General features: G+C 69.9%; 14 protein-coding genes. 6 read left to right on the top strand and 8 right to left on the bottom strand.

Going from position 1 to position 19,982, the window contains the following annotated elements; translation table 11 throughout:
* Positions 1 to 56 precede the first annotated feature (56 nt).
* On the top strand, positions 57 to 2,825 hold the full coding sequence (locus JIX55_RS28200) for a hypothetical protein (RefSeq protein WP_257566051.1): 2,769 nt from the start codon (positions 57 to 59) through the stop codon (positions 2,823 to 2,825).
* Between the two features lie 236 nt (positions 2,826 to 3,061).
* Here JIX55_RS28200 and JIX55_RS28190 read toward each other — a convergent pair whose 3' ends face one another.
* The 3 genes from JIX55_RS28190 to JIX55_RS28180 all read right to left on the bottom strand — a co-directional run bounded on the left by JIX55_RS28190 (position 3,062) and on the right by JIX55_RS28180 (position 5,486).
* Positions 3,062 to 3,688, bottom strand: coding sequence for an RloB family protein (locus JIX55_RS28190; RefSeq protein WP_257566050.1), 627 nt, complete (start codon positions 3,686 to 3,688; stop codon positions 3,062 to 3,064).
* Entirely contained in the window at positions 3,666 to 4,934 is a 1,269-nt protein-coding gene (locus JIX55_RS28185; RefSeq protein ID WP_257566049.1) for an AAA family ATPase, read from the bottom strand. The genes JIX55_RS28190 and JIX55_RS28185 overlap by 23 nt, the downstream gene beginning before the upstream one ends.
* Before the next feature lie 84 nt (positions 4,935 to 5,018).
* Positions 5,019 to 5,486 carry an ATP-binding protein gene (locus JIX55_RS28180; protein ID WP_257566048.1) on the bottom strand — a complete coding sequence of 156 codons (468 nt, stop codon included), beginning with the start codon at positions 5,484 to 5,486 and terminating at the stop codon, positions 5,019 to 5,021.
* A gap of 231 nt (positions 5,487 to 5,717) precedes the next feature.
* Here JIX55_RS28180 and JIX55_RS28175 point away from each other — a divergent pair, with 231 nt between their 5' ends.
* The 5 genes from JIX55_RS28175 (at position 5,718) to JIX55_RS28150 (ending at position 14,128) form a co-directional block, all read left to right on the top strand.
* Entirely contained in the window at positions 5,718 to 6,599 is an 882-nt protein-coding gene (locus JIX55_RS28175) for a helix-turn-helix domain-containing protein (RefSeq protein WP_257566047.1), read from the top strand.
* A 10-nt stretch (positions 6,600 to 6,609) separates the two neighbouring features.
* Complete coding sequence (locus tag JIX55_RS28170) at positions 6,610 to 6,813, top strand: DUF397 domain-containing protein (protein WP_257566046.1); 204 nt, start codon at positions 6,610 to 6,612, stop codon at positions 6,811 to 6,813.
* A gap of 284 nt (positions 6,814 to 7,097) precedes the next feature.
* Complete coding sequence (locus JIX55_RS28160; RefSeq protein ID WP_306820041.1) at positions 7,098 to 9,494, top strand: pectinesterase family protein; 2,397 nt, start codon at positions 7,098 to 7,100, stop codon at positions 9,492 to 9,494.
* 163 nt (positions 9,495 to 9,657) lie between these two features.
* A complete protein-coding gene (locus tag JIX55_RS28155; RefSeq protein WP_443046726.1) occupies positions 9,658 to 11,649 on the top strand; it encodes a PA14 domain-containing protein in 1,992 nt (663 codons plus the stop codon).
* 79 nt (positions 11,650 to 11,728) lie between these two features.
* Positions 11,729 to 14,128: a PA14 domain-containing protein gene (locus JIX55_RS28150; protein WP_257566044.1), complete on the top strand. Its 2,400-nt coding sequence runs from the start codon at positions 11,729 to 11,731 to the stop codon at positions 14,126 to 14,128.
* Between the two features lie 61 nt (positions 14,129 to 14,189).
* On the opposite strand, the gene JIX55_RS28145 is transcribed toward JIX55_RS28150, so the two are convergent.
* The 5 genes from JIX55_RS28145 to JIX55_RS28125 form a co-directional block, all read right to left on the bottom strand.
* Positions 14,190 to 14,645, bottom strand: a complete 456-nt coding sequence (locus JIX55_RS28145; RefSeq protein WP_257566043.1) for a heat shock protein transcriptional repressor HspR — start codon at positions 14,643 to 14,645, stop codon at positions 14,190 to 14,192.
* 5 nt (positions 14,646 to 14,650) lie between these two features.
* Complete coding sequence (gene dnaJ, locus JIX55_RS28140) at positions 14,651 to 15,835, bottom strand: molecular chaperone DnaJ (protein ID WP_257566042.1); 1,185 nt, start codon at positions 15,833 to 15,835, stop codon at positions 14,651 to 14,653.
* Between the two features lie 42 nt (positions 15,836 to 15,877).
* Positions 15,878 to 16,558, bottom strand: coding sequence for a nucleotide exchange factor GrpE (gene grpE / locus JIX55_RS28135; RefSeq protein WP_257566041.1), 681 nt, complete (start codon positions 16,556 to 16,558; stop codon positions 15,878 to 15,880).
* Positions 16,555 to 18,405 (bottom strand): molecular chaperone DnaK, encoded by a 1,851-nt coding sequence (dnaK, locus tag JIX55_RS28130; protein ID WP_257566040.1) that lies wholly within the window; start codon positions 18,403 to 18,405, stop codon positions 16,555 to 16,557. Before dnaK ends, grpE begins: the two co-directional genes overlap by 4 nt.
* 265 nt (positions 18,406 to 18,670) lie before the next feature.
* On the bottom strand, positions 18,671 to 19,822 hold the full coding sequence (locus tag JIX55_RS28125; protein ID WP_257566039.1) for an MraY family glycosyltransferase: 1,152 nt from the start codon (positions 19,820 to 19,822) through the stop codon (positions 18,671 to 18,673).
* Between the last annotated feature and the right edge of the window lie 160 nt (positions 19,823 to 19,982).

Below are 19,982 nucleotides of genomic sequence, written 5' to 3'. Positions count from 1 at the left end.
ATCCTAAGGGTTGTTCGACGCATTCGTCTGCGCGGGATACGGGGGAGGAACATCACGTGGACACGACGGTCACCAATGCGCGGTTGCGAGCCCAGCAGGCGACACTGATCGCGACGGTGAAACGTGAGCTGCGTACCGTGACGTCCGTCGTACTCGGGGAGCGATTCAGGTCGATCGACGAGAAGGTGTCCGAGGACGGCAGGGAGTACTTCGCCCTGGAGGACACCCAGGGCGGCTCGGCCGACCTCTGGTTGGACGCCATTCCCATGGTGTCGGGAATGATCGCCAACACGATGACGAATACGACGACGGATCAGTACGTCGTGCAGATATCCGACCGTCTGCCCAGCGAATTCCTGACCCGTGTCCTCGCCCACGAGGTGGGCGAACTCATTGCCGCACGTGACCGGTCGAGTCAGGGTCTGGCTCCGGTACGCGAGAACCTCCTGAGCCAGGAGGCCGACATCGGCGACCGGCACGAACTGTCCAGCCGGGACCACGGACGCATCGCCGAACTGAACTGGCTGGCCACTCGTGCCTCCGACGTGGAACTCTCGGAGCCGCAGCGGGCCGGGGCACGTGCCGACCTCTCGGCCCTGATCGACCACTGCGGACTGCGGCCGGTGTCGGCCCTGACAGAGGCAGATGCGCAGACCACCGAACGCAAATCAGCTCGATCACGACTTTACGCGTCCTGGAACTCGCTCTCCTCCAAAGCCAGACCACTGATCGCCACCCTCGCCCGCCCCATAGAACACCTCGACCCCACCGACGCCGCCGCCCTCCAGGCCTCCCGCGACGCCGCCCAACGAGCCGAGCGCCAGGTCGAAGCCTTCATCGGTCGGCGTGAAGTCACCATGCCCATGCCCGGCTACGACCAGAACGGGCTGCCCCTCCCCCGCGACCAGTTGGAGGCGGCGTCGGAACAGTGGGCGGAGTACCGCGCCCAGGTCAGCGAGCGGACGGCGCAGGCGATCGAAGGGCAGCTCGCGCAGGGGGAGTTCCCACGACGTCGGGTGGTGATCGGGGGCGGGGCGAGCCTGACCGGGCGGGACGCGGACGCGCTGTTGATCGACGGGGCCGGCCGGTGGCATCTGGACCCCGGCCGGGGGATCGTGCAGTCGGCGGACCAGGACCGCGACCTCGCCGAGTGGATGGGCGTCGACCCGCACTCCACGGTCGAGCGGCCCGGCGACCGGCTGCCCATCCACGCCGTACGGGTCTGGGAGGACCAACTGGCCACCCGGGGTGACGTGGTGAACGGCCACGCCCGGCTGCGGCTCGGCCGCAACGGCGAACTCCTCGCCGAGATACAGCGATTGGGAGCAGACGGCAAGGAGAGCGACGCACCGCCGCTGTGGGTGGCGTGCGCGGGGACTCCGAGCATCGCGACCGGTCTGACGCCGGAGGTCGTGCCGGGCATGCCGCGCGGGGATTTCGCCGTGGAGAGCCGCAGCGAGGCCGTACGGCTGATCGGTGACCGGCTGCGGGAGTTGGAGGGGCAGGGGCTGCCCGGAGCGGGCGAGACGCGGGCCTGGCTGACCCAGGCCGAGCGGGGCGGCGCGGACGCCCGTACCGTGCTCGGCGCCCTGAAGTCCTCACCGCTGCTGGACGCCCTCACCGCCGGCCTCGGAGCCGACAAGGCCCGCCTGGACAACTGCTTCACCGCGCTCGGCTCGACCGCGGAATGGGAGTCGGCGCGCGAGGAGGCACCGGGACGGGTACTCCTCGGCGACGAGGTCGCCGAGAACCGCTTCGACGCGCGTCAGGCGGAGCACTGGGCCGTCGCGGGCTCCGGCGGCACCGGAGTCGCCAACGCTGAGATCATCCTCATGCAGAACCCGAACGCCCACGTCACCATCATCGGCTCGCCGCCGCCACCGGCACTGGACCACCAGGTCCAGTTCCCGGACATGCGGAAGAAGTACGGCGAGCGCGGTGAAGGGCGCCTTACCTTCATTCCGGCACGGGTCGGCGCCATCAAGACCTACTTCGACGATCAGAAGCGCAAGACCTGCTTCGAGATCCCCTACGTCGAAGGAGAAGGGGAGAACGAGCGGCGGCAGGTGCTGCAGACCGACGGCTACGTCGCCAACCTCGGCCGCACCAACCCCCTCCCGCCCGCCCTCCAGGTCCTCGCGAACGAGGTACGGGACCGGGGCGGGGAGATCTCCGGGGCCCTGCAGTTCGACAAGGACGACCAGTACATCGGCTACGGCCTCACCTTCACCGTGGATGGCCATGAACACCGGGTCGACGTGGACGGCGCGGCCTCCTGGCAGCTGCCGCGCGAGGTCTTCGCCCCTGAGACGGGCCTGCAACTGCAGCTGAACGAGATGGGCGCCCGCGGCCTGCCCGCCGAGACCGGCAACGCCTCCCCCGGCTTCGCCCCGATCGCCCGGCAGAGCGCCCTGCGTGCCCGGGCCGTCGCGGCGGCGCAAGCCGGTGACACGAACGCCGTACGCCCCATGTCGACCGTCCCGGAGCGCTGGCGCCGCCCCGACCTGGGCCCGGAGACGGAAACACAGTCGGGACCGGAGACGGAACCGCCGGGCGGAGGCCCCGGAAACACCGCCACGCTCCAGGAGAAGGCGCCACTTCGGGAACACGCCTCACCTCGGGCAAAGACCACCGAGGCAGAGCAGGATGCGACGCCACCCGCCGCGCCCAAGCCCGCACCCGACAAAGGCGTACCCGGTTCGCACCTTTGGCAGTTGGGCGTACCCCAGGGGCGCACGAACCGACCCCCCAGCCCCACACAGCAGCCACAGCAACCGCCGCCGGGCCACCAGCGGCCGGAGCCGGGGCTCGGCAGGGGCGACTGACGGAGTCGGGGCCGTCCGCGCTTCAGGCCCGCTTCGGCCCCGTGATCGCCTCTCCGATGACAAACCCCTTGGCGGGGCCTTCGAGAATGGTCACGTCGGTGCCGTACGGCACACGGTGGATGTCCTCCCAGTCGGCCTTGTCGGAGCGCGGGCCGGTGAGGAGGGTGACGGCGCCCTGGCCGTCGTAGTCGTCGATGAGGCATGGTGCGGTGCCTCCACAAGTAGTGGCGGACGCTTCAGTCGGCCGGGCGCCCCACGATGCGCTCGACCAGGGCCCATACTCCCGACGCCGGGTTCGCCTCGTGCTCCTTGCCCCGGGGCGCCAGCTGCCGAGCTCTCGTGGCCGCCGTGCGCCAGCCGTCGGAGAAGTGGCGGAAGTCGAGCCGGGCCTTGTCGTAGCGGGGCAGATGGCGGGTGAGGTGCGGGAGCAGTTCGCGGTATGTCCGCGCGTACGCCGTGTGCGGGGCGAAGTGCAGGATCAACCAGAGTTCGAAGCACGGGTTGGAGACGGCGACGTCGATGCCCTCCTCCTCGGCCAGGTCGACAGCGCGCCGGACGTCCTGGAACTCGTCGACGTCGAAGACACACCAGACCTCGTCGAAGTCGCCCTGCCCCAAGTCCCGTTGTCCTACCGCATACTTGACGAGCTGGGAGGGCGCACAGGGCTTGGTGATGACCCGGACAGTGACGGCCAAGTTGACCACGTCCGCGACCAGCCCGCGTAAATAGTCGCTCTCGGTCACCGCGGCCCCGCACACGATCAGCAGTCTGCGGCGCGCCTCCCGCTTGCCCGTCGTACGCCGAAGGCTGGTCTCGAAGGAGGGCCCGCGACGGCCGCCACTACTCTTCGGCGTCCTCGCCATCGGCCGTCCCCTCCCGTCCTTCCCGTTCCGCGACCGCCGCCGCGAACAGTTCCTCGTTCAACATCGGTACGGCGCCGTAACTGCCGCCCAGGTAACGGCGTTCCCGGTTCTCCTCCTGGCGGGGCTTGAAGTCGGAGAGCGGGAAGAGCGTCGTCTCCCCGTACTCGTCCTTCTCCACGAACCACACCTGGTCCCGCTTGAGGATGTCCCGCCCGCCACTGCGGCCCAGCAGGCTCGCATCATGCGTGGTCAGCAGGAGCTGGGCGCCCCGTGGATTGGTGGCCGACTCCTGGAAGAGGTGGATCAGGTGGGCCGTAAGGCGGGGGTGGAGGCTGGAGTCGATCTCGTCGACGACAAGGAGACCGCCGGTTTCGAGTGCCGTCAGTACGGGGCCCGCGTAGGCGAGGAGGGCTCGGGTACCGGCGGACTGGTCCTCGTAGCCGAGGCGGACGGGGCCGAGGCGGCCCCGCTGTTCGACCCAAACGGTGATGTGTTGCTTGGCGAACTGCCAGTTGACGTGTTCCTCGCGCACGTCCGCGCCGACGCCCACGATGCCCAGATCCGCCGATCCGAGAAGCGCCACGACCTGCTCGGCCCGGCCGGGTTGCCGCAGCGCCGCGTCGATCTGCCGCAGGACCGACGCCTGGTCGGCGGCTCCGATCGGAGTCTGGAAGGAAATCGCCCGCGCGAACCATTCGTACACCGGTAGCACCGCCTCCTGGCCGGCACGGGCGGCGACGGACAGGAAGAGGACGTTCGGCTCGGTGATCTTCCGGATGAGATCGAACTCGCGGCGTGGCAGCGCGTCTCCGACGGTGGTGAGGTCGTCATCGCCGCGCTGGAAGACGACCCGCTTACGACCGTGGGGATAGCTGTAGAGCCACTCGTCCCGTACGCGTTCGTCGTCGACGCTGAAGCCGTAGGTGTGGCGGATGCCGTCCAGGAGCAGGTCCACGACGTACCAGGACGGTTCACTCGGCCCCTCACGGTCCAGCATGAACGGATGGCGTTTCACACCCGGACCCGGCTTCGCCATCCCCAGCGAGGCCTGGGCCATGAACGCCATGTACCAGAGGGCGTCCACCACGTTCGACTTGCCCGCCGCGTTCGCGCCGAAGACCGCGGCAACCGGCACGGCTGCCCAGTCCGTGTCCTCGGGGCGGTCCGTGTCGTACACGGGCGCGAGCAGCAGTTGCTGCTCCTCCTTGATGGACAAGTGGTTCGCGACACGGAAACTCAGAAGCATCTCGTCACCCCCCTTGCGGCAGTCAAGGCGTCTTTTGTGCGAGTGAACTGCACGCTTACGTACTTATCCCTACGGTACGGGCTCTCAGGCACCGCTGACAGGTCCACTCACCCGAAGGGGAACGGAACCGCCCGACAACTCGAACCACACCCCCTTCGCGAACCGCCCCGCCCGCCCGTCCGCGACCCCCCACCCGTCCGCCATCTCCGCCACGAGCGCCAGCCCCCGCCCCCAGCAGGCGGCGCCCCCGTTCGCCGGCCGCACCACGACCGGCGGATCCGCGCTCTCGTCGAACACGCTCACCCGCAGCCGGGCCGGGGTGAGGCGGACCCGGAGCATGGCGGTGCCCTTGGTGTGCAGGTGGACGTTGGTGACGAGTTCGGAGGTGCACAGGGCTGCGGGCATGACGAGGTTTTCCCGGGCGTGGGTGAAGAGGACGGCCCGTACGAAGTCCCGGCACAGGCGGGGCGCGGTCGCGTCGGCCTGGGCGAACAGGCTGTATTCGTGGGTGAGTTGGGCGGGGCGGTGGGCGGCACGGCGGGCGGGGTCCATGGGGGCTCCTGACGGGAGGGAAGGGAGTTCGGGTCCCGCTGCTCGGCGATGGCGTTGCCCTCGCGGGTGCTCTGCCGGCTTATGGGCAGGGGGTTGAGCGACTTCGTTGCGTGATTGAAGGCAAACTCACCGTAGAGATAAAGGTTTACAATTTTCAAGCCATTCACCCTTACCGGTGGACGAACACCCCTTACCCGGACAGACTTTGGGCGACCGGACTAGGAGTGACCCGTGGGACTGCGCACCACCATCAGCGAACGCCAGCGACGACTCGGTTACGAACTCAAACACCTGCGCGAAAAGGCAGGCTTGAGCGCGGGAGAAGCCGCGGAGCGGCTCGGTATGGGCCGGGCGCAACTGAGTCAGATCGAGAACGGGAAGACGACGATCCTGACGGAGCGCCTTCTCGAACTCTGCCGCCTCTGCGGGTGCAAAGATGATACGTACATCGAGGCTCTGGTCACCATGTCCGAAGCGACCGGCAAGGGGTGGTGGAGCGCGTACAGGAAGCCCATGGAACAGGGGCCGTTGAACATGGCCGAGCTGGAGGCGGGTGCCGTCGCGCTACGGATGCACCAGTCGCTACTCATTCCCGGCTTGCTCCAGACGGCCGACTACACCCAAACCCTGTTCAGGAGCCCGGAGCTGGGCTTCGAGAACATCGAGGACACGCTGAAGTTCCGTATGGAGCGGCAGCGCGTCCTGACCCGGGAGAACCCGCCGGCCGTACATGCCGTGATCCACGAATCCGCCCTGCGCATGCGGTTCGGAGGCGCCCAGGTACTGCGCGACCAGCTGCTCCATCTGATCGAGATGGCCCGGCTGCCCAACGTGACCATCCAGATCTACCCGTTCACCTCCCAGGCGCACGCGGCCCTCACCGGCAACTTCGTGCACGCCATCCCCGGTGTCCCCGAACTCGGCACCGTGGTGCTCGAATACCCCTCCGGATTCCAGTACTTGAGCGACCGCGACAGCCTCGCCCAGTACGCGGCGCTGTTCGACAGCCTCACCAAGTACGCCCTCTCCCCTGTCGACGTATCGTTGGCCCCGGAAGCACACTCCGTGAAGGACTCGCTGGCTCTCATCCAGCATGTGCTGTACACCCTCTGAGGAGGTCCGGATGCCTGAACTCACCTGGCAGAAGTCGACGTTCAGCGGTGGCCCCCAAGGCGAGTGCCTCTACATAGCCACCGCCCCCGACGGCACCCTCCGCCTCCGCGAGAGCGACGAACCCCACGTCATCCTGGCCGCCGATCCGCGCGGCCTCGCCGCTCTCCTGCGCCGCGTCAAAGCCGGACCCGCCCGCGCCGTCGCCGGTCGATAGCGGGCGGTCGCACTCCTCGGCCCGGCCGGTCACGCTCCTCGGCCCCGGCCGGTCATGCTCCTCGCCCCCGGCCGATCACGCCCGCGCCCCGCTCCCTTCTCACCATCCGGGCCCCCGGTTCCCACCCAACAGCCGCATCCCTTATTCTCCCCGCACGCACACAGCTCCCTCACCAGCCCCACCTGCGCTGTTGCGCCTCACGTCGCACACCCCCATGCCGACATCGTTCGTCGCTTGTCGTTTGTCGTTCGTCCTGTCCTCATGGGCCGAAAGGGCTGCCACTGATGACTGAGGGTTCCTCCCCCAGACCGGTGCGACGCCGTCGCCGTCGCAGCCGCGGCCGCCTGCGCACCACCGCCGTCGCCACCGCGATCGCCACCACCACCGGCGGCGTCTACGCGCTGACCGCCGAGGCGGCCGTCACCTGCGCGTCCCCCACCTTCAAGCGGCAGATGTACGCGAACACCACCTTCTCCGGTACGCCGAAGAAGACGGACTGCGACGCGAGGATCAGCGAGAACTGGGGGACGGGGGCGCCCGCCGAAGCGCTGCCGGCGAACAACTTCGGCGTCCGCTGGACCCTCACCCGGGACTTCGGGTCGGGCGGCCCGTTCACCCTCACCGCCACCGCCCGCGACGGCATCCGCGTGTACGTGGACGGCGAACGCAAGGTGAACATCTGGAAGAACGTTTCGGCGACACAGTCGAAGACCGTCGACGTCACCATCCCGTCCGGCAAGCACACCCTGCGCGTCGACTACGTCAACTGGACCGGCGCGGCGAACGTCTCCCTCTCCTACGCCCCTCGCACCTCCGCGACCGTCGACCAGACCGCACCCCTCACGCCCGCGAGCCCCAAGGTCTCGTACGACGAGAGCAGTGGTCACGCCAAGCTCGCCTGGGCGGCCGGCAAAGAGATGGACCTCGCCGGTTACCGCGTCCACCGGCGGCTGGAGGGCGGCGAGTTCGGCACCACCCCCCTCGCGACGACCACGGCCACCGCCTCCCCCTCGTACACCGACACCACCCTCCCCAAGACCGGCGACACGTACGAGTACCAGCTCCGCGCCTACGACAAGGCCGGCAACATCTCCGCCACCTCGGCCACGAAAGCCGTGACCACGGTCGACGAGACCGCCCCCGCCCTCCCCTACGACCTGGCCGTCACCGACGCCACCGACGGCAACAAGCTGACCTGGACGGGCGTCGACGCGGCGGAGAGTTACCTCGTCCACCGGGCGACGTCCGCCGACGGGATCTACACCAAGATCGGTTCCTCCACCGGGACTTCCTTCTACGACGACACCGCCGCCGAGAAGTCGACGTACCACTACGCGATCGCGTCCGTGGACGCGGCGGGCAACGTCAGCGAGCGCACCGCCCCCGTCGTCTCCACCCGCGCCGACCGTACCGATCCGGCCGCGCCCACCGGTCTCGCCGCCGAGGGCACCGCCGACGGCAACCTGCTGACCTGGACGGCCAACGCCGACGACGCCGTCGCCTACCAGGTATTCGTCAGGCGCCCCGGAGCCGCCGCCTTCGCCTACCTCGACTCCGTCACCGGCGGCGCGACCACCGGCTACCTCGACACCACCGCGGCCCCCGGCACCGATTCCGCCTACCTCCTCCGTGCCGTCGACGAGGCGGGCAACGTCTCCGCCGACTCCGCCACCGTCTCCACGACCCGGCCGCACAAGGTCGCCCCGGTACCGGGCGCCGACGCGGTCGTCGACCCGGACGGCGACGGGGACTACACGAGCGTGCAGGCCGCGCTGGACGCGCTCGGCGCGGGCACCGCCGCCGACCCGAGGGTCATCCAGGTGAACCCGGGGACGTACAGGGAACTCGTCCAGGTCAGCAACAAGTACGTCCGGCTGATCGGCGCCGGCGACGACCCCTCCCAGACCGTCATCACGTACGACAACGCGGCCGGCACCCCGACCGCCGACGGCACGTCGACCCTCGGTACGCAGAACAGCCGCACCATGTACGTGAAGGGCTCGGACTTCCTCGCCCGCAACCTCACCATCGAGAACGCGTACGACGAGGCGGCAGGCAACTACGCGAACGAGCAGGCCGTCGCGCTCCTCACCCAGGCCGATCGGCTCGTCTTCGACAACGTCCGATTCCTCGGCAACCAGGACACGCTCTTCCTGAAGTCGACGACGACCACGACCCCCAACCGGGTCTACTTCACCAACTCGTACGTCGAGGGTGACGTCGACTTCGTCTGCGGCTACGCCACCGCCGTCTTCGACAACTCCACCTTCAAGCTCCTCACCCGGGGCTCGAACAGCAACAACGGCTATGTGGCCGCCCCGTCGACCGACTCCTCCACCACCTACGGCTTCCTGATCACCAACTCGACGCTGACCAGCGACGCCCCCGCCGGCACGTTCCACCTCGGCCGCCCCTGGGTGACCGCGTTCAGCGGCGCGAAGGGCAGCCTGGTGATCCGCGAGTCGTCACTCCCGGCGGCGGTCAAGGCCGCGCCCTACCAGGACTGGACCTCTAACGGCACGACGTACTCCTGGAAGGACTCCTTCTTCCGCGAGTACGCCAACACCGGCGCGGGTTCGGTCGCCTCGGCCACGGAGAACCGTCCGCAGCTCACCGCCGAGGAGGCCACCTCGTACGAGAAGGCCGACTACCTGGGCGACTGGACCCCGGACCTCGGCTGACGCACCGGCCCCACGGTCCCCACGTGTCCCGTACAACCAATCCCCCACCTCAGCTGTCTGATCGTCGGCGGCGACGTCCCCGGCCGCCGACGATCAGGCACCAGGCATCGCACACGAAGCACCAGGCATCAGGCACCAGCGCCGAAGGACCCCTGTGATCCCGATAACCCCAGCCAGACGTACGACAGCCGCGACCGCGACCGCCGTCGTGCTCGCCACCGCGGCCGGACTGCTCACCGCGGCCGCCGCGCCCGCGACCGCCGCCGTGACCTGCACCTCGCCCGTCTACAAGCAGCAGTTCTTCGCCAACACCTCCTTCTCCGGTACGCCGACGAAGACCGTCTGCGACAGCGCCATCGACCAGGACTGGGGCACCGGCGCACCCGCCTCCGGCCTGCCGAGCAACAACTTCGGCGTCCGCTGGAGCGTCACCCGCGACTTCGGCTCCGGCGGCCCCTTCACCTTCACCGCCTCCGGCCTGGACGGCATCCGCGTCTACCTCGACGGCACCCGCAAGATCGACCTCTGGAAGAACCTCTCCACGACCGTCTCCAAAACCGTCAACCTGACCATCCCGTCCGGCAAGCACACCCTCCGCGTCGACTACGTCAACTGGACCGGCTCCGCCAAGGTCAAATTCACGTACACGCCCCGCACCTCGGCCACCGTCGACACGGTCAAGCCCCTCGCCCCGACCGGCCTCGCCGCCACGTACACCACCGCCACCCAGCAGACCAAGCTGACCTGGTCGAAGAACAAGGAGATGGACCTCGCCGGGTACCGCGTGCACCGGCAGGTGGCGGGCAGCGGCAGCTGGAAGCTGCTGACCACGACGACCGGCACCTCGTACACCGACACCCCGCCCGCCAACGGGGCGACGTACGAGTACCTCGTCGTGGCGATGGACAAGGCCGGGAACCTCTCGCCCGAGACCGCGCGCACGACCGTGACCAGTACGGCCCTGGGCACCCCGACCGGGTTCACCGCCACCGGCACCGACACCGGCGTCGCCCTCTCCTGGAACGCCGTGCCCGGCGCGAGCCGCTACCGGGTGATCCGCACCGGCGCAAACGTGCCCAGCGTCTCCTGGCAGCCCACCGGCACCTCGATGACCGACACGAGCGTGGCCCGCTCCGTCGACTTCACGTACAAGGTCGCGGCGGTCGACGCCAGCGGCGGCGCCGTCACCTACACCGCCGCCACGACCGCGCGCCGTCTGGTCGCCGCTCCCACGGAACTCAAGGCGTTCCCGCAGTGGAGCTCGATCACCCTGACCTGGCGGATGGACGAGGACGAGGACACCGGCGGGGACTACCGGGGCTTCCACGTCTACCGGTACCGCGAGGCGACCGGCAGCTGGATCAGGCTGCAGTACTGCGACCCCTACCGGCGCACCCTCGCCGACGGCAGTGTCCAGCACCTGTGCACGGACTCCTCGCTCGAACCCGGCGACACCCACCGCTACGCGATCGCCGCGTACGACAAGTACGAGACGGATTCGGACCGGACCGCCGAGGTGGTGGCCAAGGCCTCGACCGACGGTACGGGCCCCTCGGCCCCCGTCGCGACCGCGACGCCCTCGGACTGGGGCACCACCGTGACATGGGAGCCGGTGACCGACGCCGACCTGGACCGGTATTCGGTACGGCGGGGCACCACCGTTGTCGAGGGCGGCTCCACCGTCTGCTCCGCCCCGGAGCACATCGGCTACGCCGAGGTCGACGAGACCTCGTACCGGGACGCCAACCCCGCGGACGGCGAGAAGCTCTGCTACGTCGTCAGGCCCGTCGACTTCGCGGGGAACGCCGGCACCGGCACCACCCTCCACATCACCGAACCGGACCTGAGGCCCACGGTTCAGACGCCCTCCGGCGCCACCCACACCGCCTGGGCGAGCGTCACGAGTTTCGGCACGGACGTGGCGTTGACCCTGACGTCCCCCGCGGGCACGGAGGACTACTACGGCACCCGTGTCTCCCGCTGGAACCCGCAGACCGGCACCTTCGACCCGCTGCCCGAGTCGGACTACTCACCGCTCTACGACAGGGGCGTCCCGACCGGCACGACCCTCTGGTACCAGGTCTCCGGCGTACGCGAGGACGGCAGCAGCTCCCTGCCGGTCCTCGTGAGCGTGGCCGTACCGCCGCTCTCCTGAACGACTCAGAGCCGACGCGGAGGGGCGGCGCCGGAACAGGCCGGTGCCGCCCCCCGACCCTGTACGACAGAAGGACCTCATGACCCCAGCCAGACGCACGACCGCCGCGGCCGCCACCGCCCTCGTGCTCGCCACCACCGCCGGCCTGCTCACCGCCACGGCGGCGAGCGCGGCCACGAGCTGTACCTCGCCCGTCTTCAAGCGGCAGTTCTACGGCAACACCTCCTTCTCCGGTACGCCGACGAAGACGGACTGCGACAGCGCCATCGACCAGGACTGGGGCACCGGCGCACCCGCCTCCGGCCTGCCGAGCAACAACTTCGGCGTCCGCTGGAGCGTCACCCGCGACTTCGGCTCCGGCGGCCCCTTCACCTTCACCGCCTCCGGCCTGGACGGCATCCGCGTCTACCTCGACGGCACCCGCAAGATCGACCTCTGGAAGAACCTCTCCACGACCGTCTCCAAAACCGTCAACCTGACCATCCCGTCCGGCAAGCACACCCTCCGCGTCGACTACGTCAACTGGACCGGCTCCGCCAAGGTCAAATTCACGTACACGCCCCGCACCTCGGCCACCGTCGACACGGTCAAGCCCCTCGCCCCGACCGGCCTCGCCGCCACGTACACCACCGCCACCCAGCAGACCAAGCTGACCTGGTCGAAGAACAAGGAGATGGACCTCGCCGGGTACCGCGTGCACCGGCGGCCGGCGGGTGAGCCCTTCGGTACCAAGGCCCTCGCCACGATCACCTCCACCACGTACAGCGACACCCCGCCGCCCACCGGCAGGACGTACTACTACGAGGTCCGCGCCCACGACAAGGCGGGCAACACCTCCGCCGGCTCGGCGGACCAAGGCGTCACCACCGTGGACAAGACGCCGCCTGCCGCGCCGTTCCTGGAGATGGACGCCTGCCCGGACGAACAGCCCTACTCCGCCCCGGAGTTGGTGACCACGGCGGCGAACAGGGCCGATATCGCGTCCTACGAGCTGCAGCGGCTCGACTCCGGCACGTGGAAGACGGTGTACACCGGTGCCGAGTTCGCGATCTGCGACACCGGGCATCCCGCCGACGGCAGCGAGGTCACCTACCGTGGCCGGGCCCGCGACGCCGCCGGCAACTGGTCCGTGTACTCGGCCGCCACGACCTTCACCACCTTCGACATGACCCCGCCGGCGCCCGTCGCGGACGCCCGGGTCGAGTACCGGTCGGGCGTCCCGCACCTGCTGTGGTCCGCCGTCGACGGAGCGGCCTCGTACCAGGTCCTCCAGTACGACCCGGCGACCGGCGGCTGGCTCGACGCCCTGCGCGGCGAAGGCACCACCACGGCGACCGACGTGGTGCCGCGCCAGCGGCTCGCGATCGCCGACAGCTACCGGTACGCGGTGCGTTCGGTGGACGCGAAGGGCAACGCGGCGGCCCCGGCGGAGATCACGCTGACGATGGCCGACCGGCCGGAGGCGATCCCCGCGTTCGCGACCAGGGCCTACAACTACGGCGGGGGCGTCTCCATCGAGTGGAGCAGCACCGACCCTTGGACCTTCGACGACGGCCCGCTGCTCACGTACCGGATCGTCCGCACCGACCCGGCGACGGGCGAGAGCACCGTCGTCGACAAGTGCAAGCCGGATTCCTCGCAGGACCTGCCGCTGGAGGCCCCGAAGACGTACTGGACGTGGACCGGTGACGACGCCCCCGCGTACGCCGAACGCCAGCAGATCAACGGCGTCTGCCGGGACGTCTCGGGCGCGTCCGAGACGACGTACGAGTACCGGATCGTGACGGTCGACCCGTACGGGCACGAGTCCCAGCCCGGTCCGGCCGCCACCGCGACCACGCCGGACACGGTGCGCCCCTCGCCCGTCGAGGGTCTGACCGCCGAGGCCGTCCCGCTCGGTGTGCGGCTGACCTGGACGCCGCACACCGACGCCGACGTCATCGGCTACCACGTGTGGCAGGGCACGACCGACCCGGACACCGGGGAGACGGTCTGGGTGAAGAACTGCTGGAACGGCGACTCGCTCGCCGAGACCGAGAAGATCTGCCCGACCGTCCCGGACGGCGGCACCCACGTCTACCGGGTGGCCGCCCAGGAGCGCGTGTACGACGAGGGCCCGGACTTCTTCAACACCGCGGACATCTCGGTCACGCTGCCCGACACCCGGCCGCCGGGCTGGACGGGGACCGAGATCCGTGAGGACAGTTACCCGGAGCTCTACGTCGGCTGCTCCGAGAGCTCCGGCCTCGGCGACTGCGCCCGGTTCACGGGCTACCGCGTGGAGCGCTGGGACCCGGCCTCGGCCGCCTACGTCACCCTGACCGAGGGCACGATGGGCGACGCCACGTCCTACATGGACACCACGGTCCACGAGGACAGGCTGGGTCTGTACTACTACCGCGTCGTCCGCCTGGACTCCGCCGGTGCCGAGGCCGCGACCACGTCGAGGGCGTACGGCATCTGGGAATCCTGGTTCTGAGTCCGCGTACGAAAGGGGCCCGGAGGAATCCTCCGGGCCCCTTCGCACAGCCGACGCGCCGTCAGTCCGAGGCCTGCTGCCGCCCCTTCGGCCGCCACACCACCAACGCGCTGCTCTGCTGCATCTCCTGATACGGCACCAGGTCACGCCGGTAGGAGGCGTGGACCGCGGCCTCGCGCTGCCGCATGGCCGCGGCGGCGCCGTCGAGGGCGGCCTCCATCTCGGCCACCCTCGCCTGGAGCGCGGCGACCTGGTTCTCCAGCTCGATGATGCGCTTGATGCCTGCCAGGTTGATGCCCTCGTCCTGCGACAACTGCTGGACGGTGCGCAGCAGTTCGATGTCGCGGGCCGAGTAGCGGCGGCCCCGCCCGGCGGTGCGGTCCGGGGAGACCAGGCCGAGGCGGTCGTACTGACGCAGGGTCTGCGGGTGCAGACCGGAGAGCTGGGCGGCCACCGAGATGACGTACACCGGTGTCTCTTCCGTCAGCTCATAGGGGTTTCGACGGCGGCCGTCCATCACATTCATGCTCCCTTCGCGGCCTGGAACAGCTCCGCCCGCGGGTCCTCGCCCGCGGTCGCCTCGCGATACGCCTCCAGGGCGTCACGAGCCTTCCCCGACAGGTCCTTCGGAACACTCACCTCGACGGTGATCAGCAGGTCCCCGCGGGTGCCGTCCTTGCGGAAGGCGCCCTTGCCCCGGGCCCGCATCGTACGGCCGTTGGGGGTGCCCGGAGGCAGTTTCAGGGTGACCGGCGGTCCGCCCAGGGTCGGGACCCTGACCTCGCCGCCGAGTGCCGCCTCGGGATACGTCACCGGCACGGTCACCGTGAGGTTGTCGTCCTTGCGGCCGAACACCGGGTGCGGGTCGACGTGCACGACCACGTACAGGTCGCCCGCCGGTCCGCCCCGCTCACCGGGCGCGCCCTTGCCGCGCAGCCGGATCCGCTGGCCGTCGGAGACGCCCGCCGGGATCCGGACCTGCATGGTGCGGGACGACTTGGCGCGGCCCGACCCCTTGCAGATGTCGCAGGGGTGCTCGGCGATCAGGCCCCGTCCCTTGCAGTCCGGGCAGGGGTCGGTCAGGGAGAAACCACCGCCGGAGCCCCGCGCGACCTGGCCGGTGCCGACGCACGTCGGGCACACCCGGGGGGTGCCGTTGGCGTCGCCGGTGCCCGAACAGCCCTTGCAGGGCGACTGCGAGGACATCCTGAGCGGTACGGTCGCGCCCTCGATGGCCTCGGTGAAGCTCAGCGTGACCTCGGACTCGATGTCCTGGCCGCGCCGGGGCTGTACCCGCGTGGTGCCGGAGCTGCCCCGGTTGAACAGGCCGCCGAAGACATCCCCGATGCCCCCGCCGAAGCCGCCCGCTCCCTGGCCGCCCTGGCCGCCCTGGGCGCCGCCGCCGAAGAGGTCGCCCAGGTCGAAGTTGAACGAGCCGCCGGCGCCGGGCCCCGGGCGGAAGCCGCCGTTGCCGAAGAGCGTGCGGGCCTCGTCGTACTCCTTGCGCTTCTTGGGGTCGCCGAGGATGTCATTGGCCTCGGAGATCTCCTTGAAGCGCTCCTCGGCCCTGGTGTTGCCCTTGTTGGCGTCCGGGTGGAACTCGCGGGCGAGCTTGCGGTACGCCTTCTTGATCTCGGCCTCGGTGGCGTCCTTGGGGACGCCGAGGACCTTGTAGTAGTCCTTCTCGATGAAGTCCTTGGTACTCATCCGCGACGTCCCTCCTTCCACTCACCCTGCACGCGGTCGGCGTCAGCCCTCGTCCGGGCCACCGCTCTCCTTGTCGTCGGCCGCCTCCGCGGTCTCCGAGGAGTCCGCCTTGACGGTCTGCGCCCCCGGCTGGGGCTCGGCCACGGCCACCCGCGCCGGGCGGATGGTGCGCTCGCCGATGCGATACCCCGGCTGGAGAATCGCCACGCACGTCGTCTCGGTGACGTCGGGCGCGTAGCTGTGCATCAGGGCCTCGTGGATCGTCGGGTCGAAGGGCTCGCCCTCCTTGCCGAACTGCTGCAGGCCCATCTTCGCCGCGACGGTTTCGAGCGATTCGGCGACGGACTTGAAGCCGCCGACGAGCTCGCCGTGCTCCCGCGCGCGGCCGATGTCGTCGAGCACGGGCAGGAGCTCGGTGAGGAGGTTCGCGATGGCGATCTCCCTGACCGTGATCCGGTCGCGTTCGACCCGGCGGCGGTAGTTCTGGTATTCGGCCTGGAGCCGCTGGAGGTCCGCCGTGCGCTCACCGAGCGCCGTACGCACCTGGTCCAGCTGCGCCGTCAGACCGGCCACCTGGGCCGCTGCTGCCGCGTCCCCGGCCGGGGCCGCCCCCTCCTGGGGGGCGGCCTTCGGCTCGGCGTCGTCTGAGCCGGAGGGGACGTCGGGCGTCTGCGGCTGACCTTGCGGCTGCTGCTCGTCGAAGCCCGGGGTCTCCTCCGTCACGCGGCACCATCCTTCCGGTCCTCGTCGACGATCTCGGCGTCCACGACGTCGTCGTCAGCGGCCCTGGCCCCGCCGTCGGTGGCGCCCTCCGGACCACCCGCGGCCTGCGCGGCCTGGGCGTCCGCGTACAGGGCCTGGCCGAGCTTCTGCGAGACGGCCGCGACCTTCTCGGTGGCCGTGCGGATCTCGGCGGTGTCCTCGCCCTTGAGCGCGGCCTTGAGCTCCTCGACGGACGCCTCGACCTCGGTCTTGATGTCGCCCGGGACCTTGTCCTCGTTGTCCTTGAGGAACTTCTCGGTCTGGTAGACGAGCTGCTCGCCCTGGTTGCGGGTCTCGGCGGCCTCGCGGCGGCGGTGGTCCTCCTCCGCGTACTGCTCGGCCTCCTGGCGCATGCGGTCGACCTCGTCCTTCGGCAGCGAGGAGCCGCCGGTGACGGTCATCTTCTGCTCCTTGCCCGTGCCCAGGTCCTTCGCGGTCACGTGCATGATGCCGTTGGCGTCGATGTCGAAGGAGACCTCGATCTGCGGGACGCCGCGGGGCGCCGGCGGCAGACCGGTCAGCTCGAACATCCCGAGCTTCTTGTTGTACGCCGCGATCTCGCGCTCGCCCTGGTAGACCTGGATCTGCACGGACGGCTGGTTGTCCTCGGCGGTGGTGAAGATCTCGGACCGCTTGGTCGGGATCGTCGTGTTCCGCTCGATGAGCTTGGTCATGATGCCGCCCTTGGTCTCGATACCGAGGGACAGCGGGGTCACGTCGAGGAGCAGGACGTCCTTGACCTCACCCTTGAGGACACCGGCCTGGAGCGAGGCACCGATGGCGACGACCTCGTCGGGGTTGACGCCCTTGTTGGCCTCCTTGCCGCCGGTCAGCTCCTTGACGAGCTCGGCGACGGCCGGCATACGGGTCGAGCCACCGACGAGAACGACGTGGTCGATCTCGGAGAGGGCGATCCCGGCGTCCTTGATGACGTTGTGGAACGGCGTCTTGCAGCGCTCCAGCAGGTCGGCCGTCAGCTGCTGGAACTGAGCCCGGGTGAGCTTCTCGTCCAGGTGCAGCGGGCCCTCGGCGGAGGCGGTGATGTAGGGCAGGTTGATCGAGGTCTCGGTGGACGAGGACAGCTCGATCTTGGCCTTCTCGGCGGCCTCACGCAGACGCTGCAGGGCCATCTTGTCCTTGGCGAGGTCCACACCGTGCCCGGCGCGGAACTGCTGCACCAGGTAGTCGACGACGCGCTGGTCCCAGTCGTCACCACCGAGGTGGTTGTCACCGTTGGTGGCCTTCACCTCGACGACGCCGTCACCGATCTCCAGGAGGGACACGTCGAACGTGCCGCCACCGAGGTCGAAGACGAGGATCGTCTGGTCGTCCTTGTCGAGACCGTAGGCGAGGGCGGCGGCGGTGGGCTCGTTGACGATGCGCAGGACGTTGAGGCCCGCGATCTCACCGGCCTCCTTGGTGGCCTGCCGCTCGGAGTCGTTGAAGTACGCCGGGACGGTGATGACCGCGTCCGCGACCTTCTCGCCCAGGTAGGCCTCGGCGTCGCGCTTCAGCTTCTGCAGGATGAAGGCGCTCATCTGCTGCGGGTTGAAGTGCTTCCCGTCGAGCTCGATCTTCCAGTCCGTGCCCATGTGCCGCTTCACGGACCGAATCGTCCGGTCCACGTTCGTGACCGCCTGACGCTTCGCGACCTCTCCGACGAGCACCTCACCGTTCTTGGCGAAGGCGACGACGGACGGCGTGGTCCTGGCGCCCTCTGCGTTGGTGATGACGGTGGGCTCGCCGCCTTCAAGAACGCTGACGACGGAGTTAGTCGTGCCCAGGTCGATGCCGACCGCACGTGCCATTTCAATTCCTCCAACAATGACTTGAGTGGAACGGACTCAAGTGTGCATGACGCCCACCGCCGGGTCAACAGAGCTGAGTCGAGGGGGCTCAACTCTTATGTTTTCCTTATGCGCAAGGCAGGTCTGACCTGCGGATACGGGAGGGGCGAGGGGCGGCGGGACCCTTGCGTGAGGGTTGTCTTCCGACCCCGCCGACCCCGCCGACCGGTCCGACGGCTCACCGCGCCCCCTCACCCACCCCCTCACCACGTCCCCCAACGTGCCCCTACCCCACCCGCCCTCCGGGAACGGGCCGAGGGCGAGGACGGGGCCGGGGACGGGCCACGGCGGCGGGGACTCGGCGAACGGCGGCGGGGACGCGGTGGACGCCGGTCGGGGCGCGGTGGACGCCGGTCGGGACGGGCCGGGCGGCGACGGAGAGAGGCCGGACGCCGGTGGGCACCGCGGCCGGTCGGGCCGCGCCGAGCGGTACGAGGAGCGACCCGAGTACGACCACCCCCGCGGCCCCCGCCACCCACCATGCCGTACGCGGTTCCGTCCACAGCATGTGGATACCGAGGCCGACACCGGCGGCACCCGCTGTCGCGGCCCCCAGCACGATCGCCACCCCCGGCGGCGTGAGGCCGAGCCGCCGCAATCGGTGCGCGAGATGGTCGGGTCCACCGCGCCACAGGCCCCGACCCGCCCGCTTCCGCGAGACGAGGACGAGTACGGCGTCGGCGGTCGCCACGGCCGTGAGGGCGAAGGGCGCCCCGACGCCCGCCTCGTGCCCGACGGCGTACACATGCAGCACCCCACCCGCGAGCAGGAACCCCACGAAGAGGGCTCCGCAGGTGCCGAGCACGACCCGCGCGGGCGGCCAGTTGTGCATCAGGAACCCGGTGAGCGCGGCCGCCAGCACGCTGAACAGGGTCGCCAGACCGTCCATGACCTCGGCCGCCGCACACCCGCTCAACGCGAACGCGGTGACGGCGCCGACCACCCCGAGCACCCCGTCGGAACGCCGCAGCCCCTTGAACCCGTGCACCACAAAGACGATCCAGACGACCCCCAACACCCCGCCCGGCACGCCCAGTTCGCCGTACGGCACGACCAGCGCGGCGGCGACCACGACCCCGGCCGTCCGCACCGCCACAGGAAGCCGCACCACATCGCCGACCAGACCGAGCACCCCGAGCCCGGCCCCGACGACGACCAGCCATCCGGCCTCACGCCCCAGCGGAGCGACCCCGCTCCACTCACCCGCCCACGCCACGGCCCCCACTCCGGCCATGACCGCGACGCCGCCGAGCATCGGCACCCCGCGCCCCCGTCGCCGCTCCACGATCCCGAACCGCAGCGCGGGCACGCGGACGGCCGCCGAGAGCACGGCGGTCAGCAACAGGGCGGAGGCGGCGGCGAGGATTCCATAGAGCACCGGTCCACGTTAGGCGCTATTGTCGCAATTTCTCACGAATAACACGATCGTTTTGGAAGTGGAAAGACTGCGATCGTTCTCTGTGTCTGTGCGGGGTACGTGAAGGACCCACCGGGCACAGTGTCCCCATGGGAGCCTGATGCGGCTCGGGACACGGCAG

Source organism: Streptomyces sp. DSM 40750 (assembly GCF_024612035.1).
Classification (GTDB): Bacteria; Actinomycetota; Actinomycetes; order Streptomycetales; family Streptomycetaceae; genus Streptomyces.
This window is presented reverse-complemented; position numbering and strand designations above follow the sequence as displayed.